The 19,861-nt window shown below is 65.4% G+C and carries 20 protein-coding genes and 1 tRNA gene; 8 read left to right on the plus strand and 13 right to left on the minus strand.

Going from position 1 to position 19,861, the window contains the following annotated elements:
- Window positions 1–106: 106 nt before the first annotated feature.
- The 3 genes from RX330_RS02075 to rplU form a co-directional block, all read right to left on the minus strand.
- A complete protein-coding gene (locus tag RX330_RS02075) occupies window positions 107–700 on the minus strand; it encodes a GNAT family N-acetyltransferase (protein ID WP_317241906.1) in 594 nt (197 codons plus the stop codon).
- 148 nt (window positions 701–848) lie between these two features.
- Window positions 849–1,118, minus strand: coding sequence for a 50S ribosomal protein L27 (rpmA, locus tag RX330_RS02080; protein WP_011083253.1), 270 nt, complete (start codon window positions 1,116–1,118; stop codon window positions 849–851).
- Window positions 1,119–1,221: 103 nt separating this feature from the next.
- A complete protein-coding gene (rplU, locus tag RX330_RS02085; protein WP_317241907.1) occupies window positions 1,222–1,608 on the minus strand; it encodes a 50S ribosomal protein L21 in 387 nt (128 codons plus the stop codon).
- Window positions 1,609–1,930: 322 nt separating this feature from the next.
- On the opposite strand from rplU, the gene RX330_RS02090 reads away from it, so the two are divergent.
- Both RX330_RS02090 and RX330_RS02095 read left to right on the plus strand, forming a co-directional pair.
- Window positions 1,931–3,064 (plus strand): ROK family protein, encoded by a 1,134-nt coding sequence (locus RX330_RS02090; protein WP_317241908.1) that lies wholly within the window; start codon window positions 1,931–1,933, stop codon window positions 3,062–3,064.
- A 716-nt stretch (window positions 3,065–3,780) separates the two neighbouring features.
- Window positions 3,781–3,870 (plus strand) — tRNA-Ser (locus RX330_RS02095).
- Between the two features lie 93 nt (window positions 3,871–3,963).
- On the opposite strand, the gene RX330_RS02100 is transcribed toward RX330_RS02095, so the two are convergent.
- The 5 genes from RX330_RS02100 to RX330_RS02120 all read right to left on the minus strand — a co-directional run bounded on the left by RX330_RS02100 (window position 3,964) and on the right by RX330_RS02120 (window position 9,298).
- Entirely contained in the window at window positions 3,964–6,237 is a 2,274-nt protein-coding gene (locus RX330_RS02100) for a xanthine dehydrogenase family protein molybdopterin-binding subunit (protein ID WP_375848035.1), read from the minus strand.
- A 41-nt stretch (window positions 6,238–6,278) separates the two neighbouring features.
- Window positions 6,279–7,265 (minus strand): FAD binding domain-containing protein, encoded by a 987-nt coding sequence (locus RX330_RS02105; protein ID WP_317241910.1) that lies wholly within the window; start codon window positions 7,263–7,265, stop codon window positions 6,279–6,281.
- The gene (locus tag RX330_RS02110; protein WP_317241911.1) at window positions 7,262–7,771 is read right to left on the minus strand and encodes a (2Fe-2S)-binding protein; all 510 of its coding nucleotides are present in this window, start codon (window positions 7,769–7,771) and stop codon (window positions 7,262–7,264) included. The genes RX330_RS02105 and RX330_RS02110 overlap by 4 nt, the downstream gene beginning before the upstream one ends.
- 75 nt (window positions 7,772–7,846) lie before the next feature.
- Entirely contained in the window at window positions 7,847–8,209 is a 363-nt protein-coding gene (locus RX330_RS02115; RefSeq protein WP_317241912.1) for a MarR family winged helix-turn-helix transcriptional regulator, read from the minus strand.
- A 186-nt stretch (window positions 8,210–8,395) separates the two neighbouring features.
- Window positions 8,396–9,298, minus strand: a complete 903-nt coding sequence (locus tag RX330_RS02120; RefSeq protein ID WP_317241913.1) for a LysR family transcriptional regulator — start codon at window positions 9,296–9,298, stop codon at window positions 8,396–8,398.
- 92 nt (window positions 9,299–9,390) lie between these two features.
- On the opposite strand from RX330_RS02120, the gene RX330_RS02125 reads away from it, so the two are divergent.
- From RX330_RS02125 to RX330_RS02145, 5 genes are all read left to right on the plus strand, one after another.
- Window positions 9,391–10,452: an aldo/keto reductase gene (locus RX330_RS02125; protein ID WP_317241914.1), complete on the plus strand. Its 1,062-nt coding sequence runs from the start codon at window positions 9,391–9,393 to the stop codon at window positions 10,450–10,452.
- An 89-nt stretch (window positions 10,453–10,541) separates the two neighbouring features.
- A complete protein-coding gene (locus RX330_RS02130; RefSeq protein ID WP_317241915.1) occupies window positions 10,542–11,057 on the plus strand; it encodes a nuclear transport factor 2 family protein in 516 nt (171 codons plus the stop codon).
- Between the two features lie 280 nt (window positions 11,058–11,337).
- Window positions 11,338–12,609: a DUF2157 domain-containing protein gene (locus RX330_RS02135; protein WP_317241916.1), complete on the plus strand. Its 1,272-nt coding sequence runs from the start codon at window positions 11,338–11,340 to the stop codon at window positions 12,607–12,609.
- Entirely contained in the window at window positions 12,606–13,202 is a 597-nt protein-coding gene (locus RX330_RS02140) for a GDYXXLXY domain-containing protein (protein WP_317241917.1), read from the plus strand. The genes RX330_RS02135 and RX330_RS02140 overlap by 4 nt, the downstream gene beginning before the upstream one ends.
- Before the next feature lie 106 nt (window positions 13,203–13,308).
- The gene (locus RX330_RS02145; RefSeq protein ID WP_317241918.1) at window positions 13,309–14,169 is read left to right on the plus strand and encodes a DMT family transporter; all 861 of its coding nucleotides are present in this window, start codon (window positions 13,309–13,311) and stop codon (window positions 14,167–14,169) included.
- A 10-nt stretch (window positions 14,170–14,179) separates the two neighbouring features.
- Here the strand turns inward: RX330_RS02145 and RX330_RS02150 are convergent, their stop codons facing one another.
- A complete protein-coding gene (locus tag RX330_RS02150; protein WP_317241919.1) occupies window positions 14,180–15,394 on the minus strand; it encodes an EAL domain-containing response regulator in 1,215 nt (404 codons plus the stop codon).
- Between the two features lie 625 nt (window positions 15,395–16,019).
- Entirely contained in the window at window positions 16,020–17,183 is a 1,164-nt protein-coding gene (locus RX330_RS02155; protein ID WP_317241920.1) for a hypothetical protein, read from the minus strand.
- A 335-nt stretch (window positions 17,184–17,518) separates the two neighbouring features.
- Here RX330_RS02155 and RX330_RS02160 point away from each other — a divergent pair, with 335 nt between their 5' ends.
- Complete coding sequence (locus tag RX330_RS02160; RefSeq protein ID WP_317241921.1) at window positions 17,519–18,142, plus strand: LuxR C-terminal-related transcriptional regulator; 624 nt, start codon at window positions 17,519–17,521, stop codon at window positions 18,140–18,142.
- 71 nt (window positions 18,143–18,213) lie between these two features.
- On the opposite strand, the gene RX330_RS02165 is transcribed toward RX330_RS02160, so the two are convergent.
- The 3 genes from RX330_RS02165 to RX330_RS02175 form a co-directional block, all read right to left on the minus strand.
- A complete protein-coding gene (locus tag RX330_RS02165; protein WP_212081929.1) occupies window positions 18,214–18,462 on the minus strand; it encodes a hypothetical protein in 249 nt (82 codons plus the stop codon).
- A 100-nt stretch (window positions 18,463–18,562) separates the two neighbouring features.
- Entirely contained in the window at window positions 18,563–18,940 is a 378-nt protein-coding gene (locus RX330_RS02170; protein ID WP_317241922.1) for an Hpt domain-containing protein, read from the minus strand.
- A gap of 150 nt (window positions 18,941–19,090) precedes the next feature.
- Window positions 19,091–19,789 (minus strand): Crp/Fnr family transcriptional regulator, encoded by a 699-nt coding sequence (locus RX330_RS02175; protein ID WP_317241923.1) that lies wholly within the window; start codon window positions 19,787–19,789, stop codon window positions 19,091–19,093.
- Window positions 19,790–19,861 lie beyond the last annotated feature (72 nt).

The following is a 19,861-nucleotide window of genomic DNA, read 5'->3' on the forward strand; positions in this document are numbered from 1 at the left end:
GGTTTTGCGAAGACTCGGGGTGGGAGTTTTGCCTCACACGCCGCCCTGTGGTTATGGGTCCCTGCGTTCGCAGGGACGACAGTTGTGAATGTCGCGGCGCCTTCGCCTACCGCACCCGCCGCGCGCTGCTCCAGCTCTTCAGCGAGGCCCACACCCCGCGCGACAGGCGGAAGCAGTCGACCGGCGTCGACGAGCCCAGCGCCAGGAAGCGGTGCAGCTGCACGCCGCTCCACTGGAAGCCGCACTTCTCCAGCACCTTGCGCGAGGCCGGGTTGGTGACGCGCGCGCCGGCATGGAGATGCTCGTCCTCGAACTCCTCGAAGAAGAAGTCGATCGCGCCGCGCGCGGCCTCGGTGGCGAAGCCCTGGCCCCAATGCTCGACGCCGAGCCAATAGCCGAGCTCGGCATCGCCGGGCCTTGAGCAGTCGATGCCGACCATGCCGACCGGCCCGGTGTCGTGCTCGATCAGGAACACGGTTTCGCTGCCGAGCGCGGCGGTGGCGCGGACGAATTCGACGGCGTCGTCCTGCGAATAGGGATGCGGCAGGCGGCGGGTGTTTTCCGCGACGCGGCGGTCGTTGGCGAGCCGGGCGATGGTCCTGACGTCGGCAAGCGTCGGCCGCCGCAAGGTCAGCCGCTCCGTGGCGACGACGCTGGGTCTCGCCTCGGCCAAGGTCACGCTCGAGAAATCCTGCAACATGTCCGGCTCCGTGAAAGTCACTAAGTCAAAGTGAGCAAGTCAAAAGAAAAGGGGAGGCCGGTTTCCCGCCTCCCCTGGAGCCTTCGATCTCGATGATCTGGACTCCGCCGGTTCAGTGGGACCGGCGGACTCCAATTTGATCCACCGTCTATTCAGCAGCCTCTGCGATCGGGAGTACCGATACGAAAGTGCGGCCGTTGGCTTTGGCCTGGAACGTGACACGACCCTCGATCTTGGCGAACAGAGTGTGGTCCGTGCCCATGCCGACATTAAGGCCGGGGTGCCAGGTGGTGCCGCGCTGACGCGCAATGATGTTGCCGGGAATCACAACTTCCCCGCCGAACGCCTTGATACCGAGGCGCTTGCCCTTGGAATCGCGTCCGTTGCGCGATGAACCGCCTGCTTTTTTGTGAGCCATGGCCCGTCTCCGAAATCCTGCGTATGTCTAGATCAATTCCTTGACGGAATCATTTCAAAATTTCTCACGCATCAATTCGTGAATTGGCGTGATCGATTTTGCGTTACTCGGCGGCTTCCGCTGCCGGCTCCTTCGCCACCTTCTCCCGCTTCGGACGCGGTCCCTTGGTGGGCTTGGCGCCGTCGGTCAGGATCTCGCTGATGCGCAAGACCGTGATCTCGTCGCGATAGCCGCGCTTGCGGCGCGAATTCTTGCGGCGGCGCTTCTTGAACGCGATGACCTTGGGGCCGCGCTTGTGATCGAGCACCTCGACCGCGACGGACGCGCCTGCGACCGTCGGAACGCCCAGCACCGGCGTGTCGCCGCCGACCACCAGCACGTCATTCAACTGCATGATCGAGCCGACTTCGCCTTCGATCTTGCCTACTTCGAGAACATCATCCGGCTCGACGCGGTATTGCTTGCCGCCGGTTTTGATGACTGCGAACATCGTTTTTTCTCCGTGTTCAATCCCGGCCTCGCGACTGTCATGTCGGGGCCGGCTTTTTGCCAGTCGCTATGGGTTTATGCGAGTTTTGTGCGGGCGGGAGTTATCCCATTGAAAACCCACGCAAAAACAAGCGGCGCGAGAAACGCCCCGCGCCGGCTGTGGGACTTATAGCCGCCGCCCGCGCCAAGTCAAGGAAAACTGCCGGAATTTGAAGGATTTGGCCCGTCTTCCGGCCCGCAGCCAAATCTCTGACGGCTTTGCAACAAACCGGTTCCCAGCCCGTTGTCAGGGCCGGAACAGGTCAGCGGGCAAGGGCTCTTCAATGGCAACGGACGAACTGGTCAAGACGACGACGGGCATCGCTCATCACGGCGCCGAGCGGCTGCCGTCGGTGGACGTCGACGGCTTCAACATCGAGATAAAGGACGAGGACGGCTTCCTCGGCGATCGCGCCAGCAGGGGCGCCTTCCGCGACATCCTCGACCGCTGGCGCAAGCCGCTGCGCAAAACAGGCGAGGACCCGTTCGGCAAGGAGCCCTCGGAGAGCATCAGCAAGAAGACGCTGGACGCCATCCTCATCGGCGACGACGTCGAGGCCTCCGCGGTGGTGCACAGCGCCATCGAGGACTTTGCGCAGGAGCTTGCTTACGTCACCCGGCGCTTCCTCAAGACAAAGGCCTGGGCCAAGACCGAGCGCATCGTCGTCGGCGGTGGCTTTCGCGATTCCCGGCTCGGCGAGCTCGCGATCGCGCGCACCGAGATCATCCTGAAATCCGAAGATTTCAAGATCGACCTGCAGCCGATCCGCCATCATCCGGATGAAGCCGGCCTGGTCGGCGCGCTGCATCTGGCGCCCTCCTGGATCTTCGAGGCCCATGACAGCATCTTGGCCGTCGACATCGGCGGCACCAACATCCGCTGCGGCCTGGTGGAAACCGGCTGGAAGAAGGCAAAAGACCTGTCGAAAGCCAAGGTCGTGAATTCGGAATTGTGGCGTCATGCCGACGACGAGCCGACGCGCGAAGGCGCGGTGAAGCGTCTGATCAAGATGCTGAAGGGGCTGATCACGGAGGCGGAAAAAGAGGGCTACAAGCTCGCACCCTTCATTGGCATCGCCTGCCCGGGCGTGATCAATGCGGACGGCTCGATCGAGAAGGGCGCGCAGAATCTTCCCGGCAATTGGGAGAGCAGCAAGTTCAACCTGCCGGCGAGCCTGCTCGAGGGCATTCCGCAGATCGGCGATCATGACACCGCGATCCTGATGCACAATGACGGCGTGGTTCAGGGGCTGTCCGAAGTGCCGTTCATGCAGGACGTCGATCGCTGGGGCGTGCTCACCATCGGCACCGGCCTCGGCAATGCCCGCTTCACCAACCGCCGCAAGGAGAACGGCAAGGACAAGGACTCGGCGGACAACGGGAAGAAAAAGGACAAGGACAGCAAGAAGGGCGACTGAAGCGGCCAAGCCGAACGAGGGTCGCGGCGGCCGTTCACCTCTCCCGACGGGAGAGGCCGAATGGCATCGAGAGATGCCGTTCGGGTGAGGGGTTGCGGTCCCCAGCTCGTTATGCCCTCCGGTGTAACCGGAGCGGGCGCCCGAGTAACCTTGACCGGTTAGGTTAAGGACCGGATTGCGTTGCGGGCCGCCCGCCGCACGCTAGGGTCGAATCGTCGCCTCACCTGGCCTGCGAAGCCGCCCTTCCTGGTCAGCGTTTCAATGAGCGGCACGGGACCGCCAGTATTTACCGCGTCTGGCGGTCCCACCCCGTTTTTCGGTGCTCGAGCGGGCTCCTCAGCAAGACCCCATCGCTTCAGCAAACCATCGCGCAACGACCCGAGCCCCTCATCCTGAGGCCCCGCCGCAGGCGGGCGTCTCGAAGGATGGCCGCGAGGCGAATGTCCCGCTCCATGAGCCGCAGGCGTCGCGCTCCTTCACCCGGGGAGGCCAGAGATGATTCGGCTCGGGGCGCAGCGCCTCATCCCCCACATCCCAGCCGCGAGGCCCGGCACAAATCGCGCGAAATGCAGCCGAAACCTGCCGCTCCAGCGGCTGAGGCCATAGGCCCGGCCGAAAACGGAGGTGATTTTCGCCCTCCCAGCCTTGTCTGGCCCGCCATCCTCGCCTATTAACGCCCCCAACCACAGGGGCCCTGCCTCTACATGGCGCCTTCAGGAGAGGTGGCAGAGTGGTTGAATGCACCGCACTCGAAATGCGGCATAGGTGCAAGCCTATCGGGGGTTCGAATCCCTCCCTCTCCGCCAGCAAAATTGAAAATCGCCGATAAGCACGGTGCCCTTTGATCCGAAAGGATATTTGGTGCTTTCCGAGGCCGCCGGCATTCGACCCCTGCGAGCTCAAGCCAACAGCAGCTTGTCCGGCGTCAGGGGCAGATCGGGGATGCGCTTGCCGGTGGCGTTGAACGCGGCATTCGCGATCGCCGCGGCGACGCCGGCGATGCCGATCTCGCCGATGCCGCGCGCGCCCATCGGCGTGCGGGGATCGGGAATATCGGTCCACAGCACGTCGATGTCGGGCACGTCGAGATGGGCCGGGATGTGATAGTCCGCGATGGACGCACTGATGATCCGACCGCTGCGCTCATCGAGCAGGGTCTCTTCCGTCAGCGCCATGCCTATTCCCATGATCATGCCGCCGCGAAACTGGCTGGCCGCCGTCTTCGGATTGAGGATGCGACCGCAATCGAACGCCCCGACGAGACGGTCGACGCGCACTTCCCCCGTCACCTCGCTGACGCGCAATTCGCAGAAGATCGCGGACCGGCTGTGCATCGAGAATTTCAGCACCTCCAGCGGCGCCGAGCTTTCGCCGACGACGCTGATGTCGTTGCGCGCCGCCCGCTTGAGGATCGATGCGAAGCTTTCATGTCGCAACGGATCGCCGATCTTGCGCAAGCCTGCATCGGCGAATTCGATCTCGTTCGCCCGCAGGCCGGCCAGCGGCGTGTCGTTGCCGGCCAGGCGCAGCAGTTCGCCGGCGAGCTTCGTGCTCGCCGCGTTGATCGCTGCGCCGAGCGACGCCGTTTGCGACGAACCGCCCGCAAAGCTGCCGAACGGCAGGCTGGTGTCGCCGATCCGAACGGTGACGCTGTCGAGCGGTAGTCCGAGGCGATCGGCGGCGTGCTGCCGCTGCACGGTTGCCGTGCCCATGCCCATCTCGTGCGCCGCACTCGCCACGGTCGCGCGACCCTCGCCGTCGATCGTGATCCGGGCCGACATGCCCGGCATCCGCACGTAGGGAAACGAGCCTGAGGCGCATCCCAGGCCAACCAACCACTCGCCTTCCTTCCGCGAACGCGGCTTGGGCGGACGCCGCTCCCAGCCGAAGCGTTTTGCCCCGAGCTCGTAGGCCAGCATCAGATCACTCTGCGAATGCGGCGCACCGCTGACCGGATCGGAGCCGGCGATGTTGCGGCGTCTCAATTCGATCGGGTCGATCTGCAGTTCATGCGCCAGCTCGTCCATCGCACTCTCGACCGCGAACGTCCCTGGCGCCTCGCCCGGCGCGCGCATGAACGTGTTGGCGAGCAGATCCAAGTCGATGGTGTGCTGCACGATGTCGAAGCTTCGGGCGGCGTAGAGCGATCGGCTGGTCAGCGTGAACGCCTCGTCGGTCACGCTGTGCGCCGGCTTGACCGAATAGCCGTGATGAAGAATCGCCAGCAGCCGGCCGTCGCGGTCGGCCGCGAGCGCCACGCGTTGCTCGGTCTGCGAACGGCCGCCAACAAGACGCTGCATGCTGGCCCGCGACAGCACCAGCCGGACCGGCCGCTGCGCGAGTTTCGCCGCCGCGGCGCCGAGGATCTGATGATCCCATAGCGCCTTGCCGCCAAAGCCGCCGCCGACGAAGGGCGAGCTGATGAAGACCTGCGTCTCCTTGATGTCGAACACCTTCGCCAGCGATCCGGCCGTGCCGTTCAACATCTGCGTGGCGTCATGCACGATCAGCCGGTCACCGTCCCAACGGATGGTTGCAGCATGGGGTTCGATGGGGCTGTGAGTTTCCCAGGGCGTGCGATAGACGACGTCTATGACCGCGGCTGCTGTCCTGAATGCGGTTTCCGAATCGCCCTTTTTCAGCCGGTTGCGCTCGATCATCAACGAATCCGGCGTGCGGGCATTCGCCTTGCCGGCCTCGAACTCCGTCCGCGCAGCGGCCGCTTCATAGCGGACGACGACCAGCGACGCGGCGAAGTTCGCCTGCTCCTGCGTCTCTGCAAGCACGACGGCCACCGTCTGGCCGTTCCAGCGGATCTCCGCGTCCTGCATCACCGGCAGGATGTTGTTGCCGGCGGCTTTCAGATTCGTCAGGCCGAGCGGCGGCGGCGGCGCCATTTTCGGAGCATTGCGATGGGTCATCACCAGCGCCACGCCCTCCGCCGCCTCGGCGGCTGCGACCTCGAGCTCGGCAATGCGCCCGCGCGCAATCGTGGAGTGGACGAAAGCCGCATAGAGCAGCCCGTCCATGGGAACTTCCGCCGCGAAGCGCGCGGCGCCCTTGACCTTCTCGGGGCCGTCGACGCGTGACTGCTGTGTCCCGAGGTTGACGCGCTTGTCGATCAGCGGATCCGGCGTGCCGCCCGGCAACCAGCTGCCGGGAACGTAGCCCATCGCGGCGCGGACGCCGCCGACGATCGCATTCTGCAGCTTGCTCATGCGTCCGCTCCCGTCAGCTGGGCGAGCACGGCTACGATGGTCCGCTTCGCGAGTTCGACCTTGAAGGCGTTGCCGTCGAATGGGCTGGCGGCCGCCAGTTCGGCATCGGCCGCTGCACGAAAGCGATCCGGCGTCGGCGCCTCGCCCAGCAGCATTTTCTCGGCCTGCCGCGCGCGCCACGGCTTGGCGGCGACGCCGCCGAGCGCGATCCGGACATCCCCAATCTTTCCGTCGACGACGTCCACGCCGGCTGCGACCGATATCAGCGCGAAGGCGTAGCTCGAACGATCGCGCACCTTGCGATAGGTGGAATGCGCGGCCGCCGGGCCTGGCGTGAGCTCGATCGCGGTGATCAGTTCGCCGGGATGCAGGATGGTCTCGATCTCAGGCGTCTCGCCCGGCAAGCGATGGAAATCGGTCAGGGGCACGCTGCGCTCGCCTCCACGGCCGGCGAGATGAACCGTCGCATCGAGTGCCGCAAGCGCGACGCACATGTCCGATGGATGGGTCGCGATACAATGCGGCGATGCGCCGAGGATCGCGTGATAGCGGTTGAAGCCGCCGATGGCGTCGCAGCCGGCATGCTGCTCGCGCTTGTTACAGCGCGAGCCCGCCGCGTCGTAGAAATAGGCGCACCGCGTACGCTGAAGGATGTTGCCCCCGACCGTCGCCATGTTGCGGATCTGCGCGGAGGCTCCGGCCAGCAGCGCGCGCGACAGCATCGGATAGCGCGCACGCACGGCGGGATGGGCAGCCAGCGCGCTGTTGCGCACCGCCGCGCCGATCTTGAGGCCGCCGTCCGGTCGTTCGATGATCTCGGCCGGCAGGCGCGAGACATCGACCAGCGCCTGGGGCGCCTCGATATTCTGCCGCATCAGATCGACGAGATTGGTGCCGCCACCGAGGTAGCGGACGGGTGCCGCGGCCGCGGCGGACAGGGCCGCAGCCTGATCGGCGACGCGCTGATAGGCGAAGGTTCTCATGCCGCTTCTCCGTCCATCAGCGTTTCGATGGCATCGATGATTCCGTTGTGAGCGCCGCAGCGGCACAGATTGCCGCTCATGCGCTCGCGAATCTCCTGGCGTCGCGCGCCCGTCGGGCCGTCGGCGAGATCGGCCGTGACGTAGCTGGGATCGCCGCGCCGCAATTCCTCGATCATGGCGATCGCCGAGCAGATCTGGCCCGGCGTGCAATAACCGCACTGGAAGCCGTCGTGCTCGATGAAGGCATGCTGCAGCGGATGCAGCTCTCCGTCTTCAGGGGCGAGACCCTCGATGGTGCGCACCTCGCAGCCGTCGGCCTGAACGGCCAGCGTCAGGCACGACAGCACCCGCTCGCCGTCGATGATGACGGTGCACGCGCCGCAGCCGCCCTGGTTGCAGCCGAGCTTGGTCCCGGTCAGGCCGAGACGCTCCCGGAGCAGGTCGAGCAGGGAAATCCTGGGATCGTCGGGCGGAGGATGTGCGATGCCGTTGACGACGATAGCCATGGACGCCTCCATCTCTGGGCCGAACTTTCCTCAAGCTCTGGCAGCATCACCAAGATAATACGAATTTCGTACTATTCAAGTTTCGTTGTCGGCAATTTTTTCAGTCAGGCGGATCAGTTCGTCCTGTTCGGACGTCTCCAGCGCCCGGAGCATGGTCCGACAAGCCTGCCGGTAGCCCTCGATCTGCTCGTCAACCACCTGGCGCCCCTTTTGGTTCGCGCTCAGGGCGACCGCGCGGCGATTGTCCTCGGGTCGGCGACGCTCGATCAGGTCTTTCTTCACCAGCCGATCGACGGCAGAGGACATCGTCGTCATCGCGACATTGAGATAGCGCGCGACATCGCCCATGCCGCAACCGGGATGCTCGGCGATGAACATCAGGGTCTGGGCATCGAGCGCGTTGAGCGCATTGTCGGCCGCAGCGACTGCCTCGGCCACCTTGAACCGGCGCGTGAAACGTTCGAACGCGCGCGTCAGTTGCTCGACTTGGTCTCGGGTTGGTTCAGGCATGGCCGCAGCAAAACATGTTCGGCAGTTCGGGGCCAGAGATCGATACACCAAACAAGGGTTTGTCGCTGCAGGGGGAGCGCCCGGGCAGAACCTCGGCGATACACCCTTCAGCCGCTAACCCTTCCCGCTCGGCCGATAACGCACGTGGTCAATCAACACCCGCAGCTTCGGCGGAAGATTCCGCCGGTCGGGGAAGTAGAGGAAGAAGCCGCGGAAGAACGGACAGTAGTCCTCCAAGAGAGGGACCAACTCACCTCGCTCGATATAGGGCCGGAACGTGTCCTCCATGCCGAAGGTCAGGCCGCCGCCCGCGCAGGCGGTCCGCACCATGACCCACATGTCGTTCGTCGTGATCCTTGGCTCCACCGCGACGTCGAACTCGCGCCCGTCCTCGGCAAATTCCCAGCGGTAGGGGGCCACGTGCGGCGACGGCCGCCAGCCGATGCAGCAATGCTGCGAAAGTTCGCGCGGGTGAGCGGGGGCCCCAAACTGCTCCAGATAGGCGGGAGCTGCCACGACGAGCTGGCGCTGCTCGGCTGAAACCGGCACGGCGATCATGTCCTGCTCGATCACTTCGCCGAGCCGGACGCCGGCGTCGTAGCCCTCGGCCACGATGTCGAATTCCTCGTCGGTCACGGTGACGTCGATCTGAACGCCGGGATTGGCCTGTGTGAAATCGGCAAGCAACGGGCCGCAAATGAATCGCTCGGCGATCGACGACACCGCGAGACGCAGCTGCCCGGTCGGCTGTGCGTCACGGTCGCGGGCGCCATTGATCGCCTGTTCGACTTCGGCCAGCGCCGGTGCCACGCGCTGATGCAAGCGCAGGCCTGCTTCGGTGAGGCTGACGCTGCGCGTCGTTCGCTGGACGAGCGCCACGCCCATCCGGTCTTCCATGCGCCTGATAGCCTGGCTCACGGCAGACCGCGTCACCCCTAAGCGATCGGCGGCGCCGCGGAAGCTCTTGGCATCCGCGACGGCGATGAAAACGGCGACGAGATTGAGGTCGGCAGTCATTGGTTAGGAAAGCTTACCACCTCGGTCATCATTGGCCAACTTCTCTTATTTGTCGCTGAGGGCTATCTCCTGGCCATCCGATGGAGGCAATGATGACAGCACTTGATCAATACCGCCTGCTTGGCCGCTCCGGTTTGCGCGTCTCGCCGCTCGCCCTGGGCACGATGACCTTCGGGACCGAGTGGGGATGGGGCGCCGATCCCGGCGAGGCACGGCGGATCTTCGATCTCTATGTCGACCGCGGCGGCAATTTCATCGACACGGCGGTGAACTACACCAACGGCGCGTCCGAGCGCCTCGTCGGCCAGTTCGCCCGGGACAAGCGTGATCGTCTCGTGCTGGCGACCAAGTTCACCATGGCGCGCGATCCCGGCAATCCCAATTCAGGCGGCAACCACCGCCTCAACATGATGCGTTCGGTGGAGCAGAGCCTGCGGCAGCTCGACACCGACCGCATCGACCTGCTCTACCTCCACGGCTGGGATGCGACGACGCAGCCGGATGAAGTGATGCGCGGCCTCGACGATCTCGTGCGCAGCGGCAAAGTCCAGTATGTCGGCATCTGCAACACGCCGGCCTGGCGCATCGCGCAGCTGCAGACGCTGGCAGATTGGCGCGGCTGGTCGCCCTTCGTCGCCCTGCAGATCGAATATAATCTGGTCGAGCGCACGGTCGAGCATGAGCTCATTCCGCTGGCGGCCGCTCTCGGCCTCGGCGTGCTGCCGTGGTCGCCCCTCGGCGGCGGCGTGCTGACGGGCAAGTACACGCGGGCCGACCTCAGGGATTCCCAGGAACGGGCCGTCGGAACGACGCGGGCCTCGATCATCGCTTCGTCCGGCCTTCTCAACGAGCGATCGCTGGACGCGGCGGACGTGGTGCGCACCATCGCCGCCGAGCTTGGCGCGACGTCGTCGCAGGTGGCAATCGCGTGGACGCTGGCGAATCCCGCGGTCACCTCGCCGGTGATCGGGGCCCGCACGCTGGACCAGGCGGAAGACAATTTCGGCGCGGTCGGGATATCGCTTTCGCCTGAACAGATGGCACTCCTCGACCAGGCGACCGCGCCCGAGCCGATCTTTCCCGGCCGCTTCCTGCGCCGTCCGATGGTCGAGCAACTCATCTTTGGCGGCGCGACCGTCGCCCGGCGCGGATAGATCCTGAGAAACAAGTCGGCGATGTCTGGCCGACCGCGTGTGCATCACTTCGGGGCAGACGACATTTTGCACCCAAAAGGGAGACACCAATGGCAACCATGTTCAATCGCGCACTTGCGTCGTGCATCTACGCAGTCATCGTGACGGCATCCACCCTGACGACGGCAGCGCCCTGCGGACAGGCCAACTCAGTGGAGGACGACAACAAGCGGATCGTCACCGATGCGTTCGACCGCTGGGCGGCGGGAGGAACGACGTTCTTCAACGACCTGCTGCACGACGACGCGGTCTGGCGCATCAGGGGATCCGGACCAAGCGCCGGCGAATTCCGGGGGCGCGATGTGTTCGTGGATCGCGCGGTGCGCCCGTTCGCGAGCCGGTTGTCGACGCCCGTGCGTCCGACGGCCGTGAGAATCTTTGCCGATGGCGACCACGTCATCGCGCATTGGGAAGGCAGCGGTGTGGCGCGCGACGGCAAGCCTTACGCGAACAGCTATGCGTGGATCATGCGCATGCAGGACGGCAAGGCGGCGGAGGTGACGGCCTATCTCGACCTCGCACCCTACGACGACATCCTGCGGCGCATTCCCTTGCCGGCGCAATAGCGCTGGCTGCCGGCATGAGCGGCGATGCGGCCGCTCCATGTCGAAGGTGCCGCGGGGCTGGACGCGCAGGGGATCGACGACGTGCAGAGGTCCGATTTCTGCCTCCCGTAAGTCCTTGATATCGCGGGCCTCGCCTACTGTGCATGGGGTTGTTTTCACCATTATTGTCATCCGGGCCCTCGGAAAGCCCGCGGCCCACCCGCCTGCTTGAACCCACGTCGCGCACGATCCGACCTAGCAAGGTCCCGCCATCCGGCCGGCGCCAGGTGATCCCACGACGATGTTCGACAAAACCTACCGGCAGCGCCTCGAAGCTGATCTTGCGCGATGGGAGGCCGACGGCGTGATTGCGCCGGCGGCGGCCGTCGCGATCCGCCATGCGTTGCCGCCGCTGCCTGCGGGCATCAACATTGCCGTGGTCGTCGGCATCGTCGGCGGCTTGCTGATCGCGGCCGCGTTTCTCGCCTTCGTCGCCGCGCACTGGACGGAGATCGCGCGGCTGATGCGGTTCGCGATCCTGCTGGCCGGCATGGTCGTCACGGGCAGCCTCGGCGCCTGGTTCGCTGCGCGGGGCCGCGACGTTCTTGCCGATCTCTGCGCCAGCATCGGTGCGATCATCTTCGGCGCGGGCATCGCACTGGTCGGCCAGATGTACCATCTCGGCGAGGATTTTGCCGGCGGCATGCTGCTGTGGTCGATCGGTGCGTTCGTCGCCGCATTGTTGACCGGCGCGCGCGGGGCGCTCGCGGTCGGCCTCGTCGCCGCCAGCATCTGGACCTGCATGCGAATCCACGACGCGCCCGAAATCTTGCATCTTCCGTATCTGGTGGTCTGGCTCATCGCCGCCGGCCTCGCCTTCGCATGGAACTCCCGCGTCGCGGCCCACCTCGTCGCGCTCGCGGTGCTGCCATGGTGGATCGCGACGTCGCTTCGCTTCGAGTTCGAGGGCGCCCAGCCATCCTTCGTGCTCGCGGACGTGGCCGCCTTGTTGTTCGGCGCCGGGCTTGCGATTGCAGCGATGCCCTCGCCGAGGGCGCGCCAGCTTGGGACCGTTCTGTCGACCTACGGCGCGTTTGCGCTGGCCGGTGTCGCTTTCCTCGAAGTGACGACGGTTGACGACATCATCCGCTTTCGGGCCAGCCCGGTGTCCGCCCAGCCGATTTGGGCGATCCTGTGCGGGGTTGCGGGGGTGATCCTCGCGCTCGTCTCCGGCATGCTCACGAAGCGCGCAGGTGAAATCCTTGCAGCCTGCGCGATCGGGCTCGTGCTGATCGCCGCACCGATCTGGCCGGTCTCGACGGCCGGCGAGCCCTGGTTCGCTTACGCCGCGCTGCTGTGCGCCATGCTGTGCCTCGTCGTCTCCGGTGTGCTCGACGAGGTGCGTCCGCGGATCGTTGCCGGCTGGCTCGGGATCGCCGGCGTCATCGCCGGCATCACCTGGGCGGTGAAGGGCTCGCTGCTCGGCCGCTCGGCGTTCCTTGCGGGGGCCGGAATCATTGCCGTGGTCTTTGCAACCGCGCTCAATCGCATGCTGCCGAGGGCTGAACGATGATCGGCACTATCACTGGACTCTGGCAACGCATTCCGAAAGCCGTGCTGTTCGGCGTCGCTGTCCTCATTCAAGGCGTGCTGCTGGTCCTGATGGTCGCCGACCGCGTGCAGATCCTGCGCGAAGGCCGTGAGGTGACCTTGCAGACGCAGCCGGTCGATCCGCGCGATCTCCTGCGCGGCGACTATGTCGTGCTGCGCTACGACATCTCGGAAGTGCCGGCGGGGGCGCTCGCCGGCAAGCCGGCTGACACGCGCAAGCCATTCGTGTTCGTCAAGCTCGCGCCCAATGCCGACGGCCTTTACGCCGCCGTCTCGGTGCATGCCGAGCCTGTGCCGGTCACGGCGCCCGAATTGCTGATCCGCGGCCGCGTCAGCTATTCCTGCGGATCGAATGTCCGCACCTTCTGCGACAAGCTCACGATCAAATACGGTCTCGAAAGCTATTTCGTGCCGGAAGGCGAGGGCCGGAAGCTGGAGCAGGCCCGCAACCAGCAGAAGGTCCGCATCGTGGCTGCCGTGCTGCCCTCGGGCCGCGCCGCCATCAAGCGGCTGCTGCTCGACGGCGAGCCGGTGTACGAGGAACCGCTGTATTGACGGGCAATCATTCCGGCGCCGCCTGCGGTCTTGCCGGATTGTGAAATTGTGACTGGTCTCGTCGTCGCGGAAGCCCCAATGTCGCGACTCAAAAAATGGGACCGACATGCAATCTGCGGGCAGCGGCTGGGGCAACGGGCTTCTCGGCGTCATCATCTTCAGCGGCTCGTTGCCGGCGACACGCGTCGCGGTCGGCGGCTTCTCGGCGCTGTTCCTGACGTCGGCGCGCGCGGTCATCGCGGCACTGATCGCCGTGGCTGTGCTCGGCCTGCTCCGGCAGGCGCGGCCGCAGCGAAAGGATCTCGCCTCCCTCACCATCGTCGCAATCGGCGTCGTGGTCGGCTTTCCGCTGCTGACCGCGCTCGCGCTCCAGCACATCACGTCGGCGCATTCGATCGTCTTCATCGGCCTCTTGCCGCTGTCGACGGCGATCTTCGCCGTGCTGCGTGGCGGCGAGCGGCCGCAGCCGCTGTTCTGGCTTTTCGCTTGTCTCGGCAGCGCCACGGTGGCCGGCTTCGCCCTGTCCGGCGGCGGATCGGCCTCGCTCACCGGCGATCTCCTGATGGTCGCCGCCATCGTGCTGTGCGGGCTCGGCTATGCCGAAGGCGCCGCGTTGTCGCGCCGGCTCGGCGGCTGGCAGGTGATTTCCTGGGCCCTCCTGCTCGCGCTGCCGCTGATGGTGCCGCTCGCGCTATGGACCTGGCCGTCTAGCTGGAGCGGCGTCAGCGTGCCCGCCTGGATCGGGCTCGCTTACGTCTCGATCTTCAGCATGTTCGTCGGCTTCATCTTCTGGTACCGGGGCCTTGCGATCGGCGGCATCGCGCGCGTCGGCCAGTTGCAACAGCTCCAGCCGTTCTTCGGTCTCGCGCTCGCAGGGCTCCTGCTGCACGAGCCGGTCGCCTGGAGCATGATAGCCGCGACCGCGCTCGTGGTTGCCTGCGTGTTCTTCGCGCGCCGGTTTGCGTGAGGCCCTCGCCTCACGCCTGTCCCATCACCGTCCGCGTCAGCGCGCTCCGTGCGAACTTCTTCAGCGGCATCGGCTTGCCGAACAGAAAGCCCTGCACGAGGTCGAAGCCGAGCTCGTTGGCCGCAACGAGATCGGAGCGGCTCTCGACCCCCTGGGCCACGCTGCGCGCGCCATGGCCCTGCGCGAGCTCGACGATGTGGCGGCATACCGTGCGCTTGAGCCGGTCGTTGCCGCTGCCGGTCACGAACTGCCGGTCCGCCTTCAGCTTGACGAAGGGAATCTTGTCCAGGCCCATCAGCGCCGGCCAGTTGGTGCCGAGATTGTCGATCGACAGGCCGATATTGTGCAGGCCGATCTCGCGCGCGACTTCGGTGAGGTTATCGAGATCGCGGATCGCCTCGTCGCTGTCGATCTCGACCGTCAGCCCGCCGAAGGCCGGATGCGTCGGCACGCTGCGGCAGAGATCGCGCACCGCCTGCGGCTCCGTGAGATAGGACGCGGGAAGATTGATCGACAGGTCGACCGGGCTTTGTTGCTCCAGCAGGTAGTGCCAGTCCTGCATGGCGCGCTCGATCACGAACTCCGACAGGTCGCGCAGATGCGGATCGTGCGGCTCCGGAATGAAGTAGGCCGGCGGCACCACGCCCCAGGTCGGATGCCGCATTCGTACCAGCGCCTCGGCACCGCTGCGGACCAGCGTGCGCGCGTCGATCTTGGGCTGGTACCAGAGCTCGAGCCAGCCGGCATGCAGAGCCTCGCCGACATGCACGGCCGGGCTCGGCGCCGGCTCCTCCGGCAGCAACATGGCGACGCGCTCGCGCAGCGTGTCCGCGGCAAAGGGCGTGGTCAGCGGCGGCAGCATGGCAAGACCATATTCCTCGCCGACCTGCCGCACGGCTTTGACGATGATCGACTCGCGGGCGCCCACCGCCAGAACCTTGCCGGCAAAGGCCTCGCGCACCAATATTTCGAGGAATCTCCCCGGCTCGATGCCGTCGGTGGCGACGCCGAGCAGGATCAGGTCCGGCAGGTCGGTGGCGAGCACGGTCTGCAGCTCGTCCGCGCTGGCGCATTCGCTGGTGACGAAGCCGAGATCCTCCAGCACCTCGCTGAGAAAGGCGCGCAGATGCCGCTTGCTGTCGGCCACGCAGGCGCGCGGCGTTACCTTACGTCGTCCGAAGGTCACAGGCCTCCGTCCGACGAGCTCAACCATCCCATCGTTCATCGTATACCACTCCCGTTCCGTGACGGTTTCTTAAACGGCGAGCGTGGGTCCAAATAAGGAGAGCTTCACATCGTTCTTGAATTATCTGAGTAACGTTAAACCCTGCAATTCGAGCTAAATCTTCGACAGTCTGTTCGAAAAGAATTTGCATACTCGAGCACCGCACGCGCAACGACTGCCAGCGCACACGAAATTCCTCTCTTGCGATGCAAGAGGCGAGGGGCTCGCCGACCGGCGGGGGCGGGCGATACGATTGTGTGTCCTTTCGAAGCAACGGCAGATGATCGGAGGATTACGATCAGTGGTTTTTTCGGGGTGCGCGGCGAGTGTTCGGCGACGGTGAACGGGACCGCGTCGTCTTTCCCGCCATGCGCGCATGCGCAGCTTTCGCTCGCGGCGGTTCTGCGACAACGCGGCCGGCCCCGCGGGCGCGAATGTGAAACGCATCACACGTGTATTGCTGCACTTGCGCTATTGCTCGGCTCAGCCGGTGGTGGGCTGGCGAGGATTGCGACAATGACGACGCGGCGGTTGATGTATTGGTGGTTCAGAACCGTGATGTCAGGGCGATTTCTCGATCGCTTCCTGTGCCTGCCGCGCGCACATTGAAGCGCGCCGCGCGATATCAGGTCTGCCCGATCAATTTGCGAAACGCCGCCGCGCCGTCCTGCATCGCGTCGCGCCCCTTCCAGGCCAGATAAGTCAGCTTGCCGCCGAGCGTGTCGTGGCTGCGCAGCCGGCGCGATCCGAGAATGTGGCCGACATTGGAAGGAAAGCGGCTCACCTCGGCGGAGACCAGCGCCGCGATCGCGTCCATCAGTTGCTGGAGCCGGATTCCCCATTCGCAGTTTTCGATCCCGTCGATGCGCACCTTGAGCGCATATTCGGTATCGTAGACCTCGGTGAGCAGGTGGCGGGCGACCAGCACGCGGTTATGCCGGAGCGCGATGCGAAGCGCGAGGCGCTTGTCGTCGAGCCGGTCGAGCACCATGGGAACGACGCAGGCATAGGGCGCGGCGGCGACGTCGGCGGGGCTCTTGCTCGCCGCGGACTTGGTGGCGAGGCGTACCAATTGCCAGGGCGTCGCCAGGCGCCTTGCCACCAGCGTCAGCGCGAAGGGCAGTGCCTCGGGGTGAGCCTTCTTGAAGGCGTCGAGCTGCGCGGTGACCTGGGTAACCTGGCCGTCGTCGAACCTTGCGATTTTTTCCGGCAGTTTTCCGTTGAATTTCGGCAGCGCATCGCCGGCGCGCAGCACGTGCTGCATCTTCCTGACGTCGTCGAAGGCGCTGCGCGAGGCCGTGTACTGCGCGAGCTTGGCGCGCGCGAATTCGGTGCTCTCCGCCGAAGCGAAGGTGCTCTCGAGGACCTTGACGACCTTGATCTGGAAGGTCGACGCGATCTTCAGGACTTCCTTCGGATTGTTGGCGGCTACCTGGTCGCCGATCGCCTTGATGTAGTCGCGCGCCATGGTCGGCAACAGGTCGCGGCAGATCCACTCCCAGATCGGAGTGAGGGTGTTGCGCGAGATCCGCCCCATATTGGCGTGCTCGGGCGCGCCGTCGATCAGGAACAGCTCGAGCGGCGCGAAGAAATAGCGCGAAGGACTGGTGGCGCGCGCCTGGGTCGAGCCGTCCTTGCGAAACTCGGCGCGCAAGCGGGACAGGACGTCGGCCGAGCCCGGCATGTCGATGCCGCACAGCTCGAGCCGCTCCAGCTCACTGAGCAGACAGCTGCGCGACAGCGGCGTCAGCCTCTGCAGGAATTCCGACAGCCGATCGATCTCGTCCATGGCACGCAATCTTTCGCAGCGTGTCCCGCAGGCATGCGGGCCCAATGCGTGGAGGCATTTGCGCGCTCTCAACCTCCCAAGAGAAGCAAGCCGCCGTTAATTATTCCGTAAAAACCGGGGGGCGGCCTCCGGGCCAAAGCGGCGGTTAAGGAGTTTTCGGGCCGTTTGCCCAAGACCTCGGCAGGAAACTCAACCCCTGCGGGATCGAATGCCGGACGCCGCCAGCACAAATTGTGCCGACGTCGCCATTTTAGCGCAAAACCGCCGAAATGACCGTAGTCTTACGGAGCAAAAAGTTAACCACAGACCGTCCCCGGTTCCGCTAAATGAGTGACATGGGGTCACAGAATGATACGGCCACCGATTCGCGGCCGTCGGAATGGTACGAAAGCAGCGCTGCTCCGACTGAAGAGCTCGATTTCGTCCGCCTGGGCGCCGCGCGGGCCAAGGCGGCCGACGAAATGGCCGCTGCCATCGCTCGGGAGCTCAACGGCCCCCTGACGGCGCTGCTGCTCTACATGGGCGAGATCAAGCATCACAGCGATCAACTCGCGCCGGCGACCGGCGATCGAGCCTATCTGCAGCGGGTGGTCGAGAACGCGCTGGTCCAGACCGAGCGGGTTTGCGGCCTGGTCAAGCAGCTTGCCGGTCCCGGCACGGGCGGTTTGCCGATCCCGTCCAGCGTCGAGCACCTGGAATCGAAGGTCGGCCGTGCACAGCAAGCCCAGCGCCCGCCGGGCGCCGAACTTCTCGGCCCGTCGGGCCAGAAGCGGCTGACCAAGCGCGAGCGCGAGGTGCTGAGGCTGATCAGCGAAGGCTACTCGAACAAGCAGGGCGCGCTTCGGATGCAGATCAGTCCGCGCACGTTCGAGAGCCATCGCGCCGAGGCGATGCGCAAGCTCGGTGCGCGCAACACCGCGGATCTCGTCCGTGCGGCACTGCTGCATTCAATCGACTGAGACTGGCGTGTTGCATCGCCGCCAGGCGGTGCGGACAAAGGCCGGAAGAGACCTCTCGAACCCGATCGCGCTCAGAAATAGTCTTCGGCGAAGGGACGCGCGCGCGAGACGGGACGCAGCGGCTTGATCTCTTCCTTCGGTGCGTTCGGGATGATGGTGATGATCCAGCGGGGAGGCATGCTCGATTCCTGCTCCAGCACCGAACGCACGAAGCCGGTCACCGTCGACTCGCCAGCCCTTACCGTCGCCATCCGGCCGTTGAACTGCGCGATGCGGAAGCGACGAACCTCTTTCTGGTCCGCGGTTTCGTAGGTGAACATGGAAAACCCTCCTGGTTTTCCGCGACTATCACCATCTATGATTAGCCAACTCTAAAAATCGCAAACCGTAGAAGTACGGCGGGAATGCACGCCCGAGTGGTTAGCGCGGCGGCTCCTGTGCGCGTGCGGCGGCATAGGCGGCATCCATCAGGTCCAGCAGATCGCGGAATTCGACATCGCCGAGCCGCTCTGCGGACTTCTCGAGCGTGAGCGCCAGCGCCGCGAGCCTGACATAGCCGAACGTCGCTGCCGCGCCCTTCAGCGAATGCGCTTCGCGCGCGATCCTGGCATGGTGCTGTGCGGGCGAGAGCGTGCGGAATAGCTGGAGGCGCGCGCAGCTCTCGCTCCAGAACACGTCGCGCACTTCACAAGCGCCGTCTTCGCCGATCTCGCGCACCAGCGCTTCGTAGGCGTGCGGCTCACGCGCGGGTTCGGCATCGAGCGCCTTCTGCGCGGGTAAGACGGTGACTTCCAACATGGCCTTGCCTTGATCACGGATCGCTATCGCGCGGCACGTCCCGGCGCGGGCACACGCCCGTGTCTACGGCATATGAATTTCAGTTCCAGTAGCAGGTTATGAGGTGTTTGCGGGCCGGCATTAGCCGGCGGTTCACCATGCGAGCCACGGTCAGCGCGTGCCGAGCAGTCGGTCGTACTGGGCCTTCACGATGGCGTAGCATTCGCACGCCGTCTGGCGCAGGCCGTCGAGGTTGACGATCTGGATGTGCCCGCGGCTGTAATGAATGAAATTGGCTTGTTGCAATGTATTGGCGACCAGCGACACGCTGTTGCGCCGCGCTCCGATCATCTGCGCCATGGCCTCCTGCGTCAGCAGCAGCCGGTAGTCGCCCGACAGGTCATGAGTGTGCAACAGGCAGCGCGACAGCCGTGCCTCCACCGGATGGGCGGCGTTGCAGCCTGCGGTCTGCTGGACCTGCGCGTAAACCGCCAGCCCGTGGCGCGTCAGCAGCGTGCGCAGGAGGATGCTCTGGTTGGCGGCGATCCGCAGCCGGTCGAGATCCATCACCGACGCAAGGCCCGGCACCAGCACGATGGCGGTGTTCAACGCGCATGCATCGCCCATGGTCGAGAGCGCCCCGAGCAGGCTGTCGCGGCCGATCATGGCGACCTGCACATGCTCGCCCTTGGCGAGTTTCACCACCAGCGAGATGACGCCGCGGTGAGGAAAATAAGCGCGCTTCAGCGTCTCCCCGGTCTCGACCAGCACCGCGTCATGGGGCAGGTCAACTGTTCGCAGGTGCGGGCGGATCAATTCATATTCGTCCGCCGGCAGTGCCGACAGGAAACCGTTGGGCGGGCGCCCCATCGACTCCAAAGCTGCCTCCCTTCTTCCGGCGCAAGCAGGGCGCGGTAGGTGAAACCGCTCCTTGGGCGAGTA

It is taken from the genome of Bradyrhizobium sp. NDS-1 (assembly GCF_032918005.1).
GTDB classification, from domain to species: Bacteria; Pseudomonadota; Alphaproteobacteria; order Rhizobiales; family Xanthobacteraceae; genus Bradyrhizobium; species Bradyrhizobium tunisiense.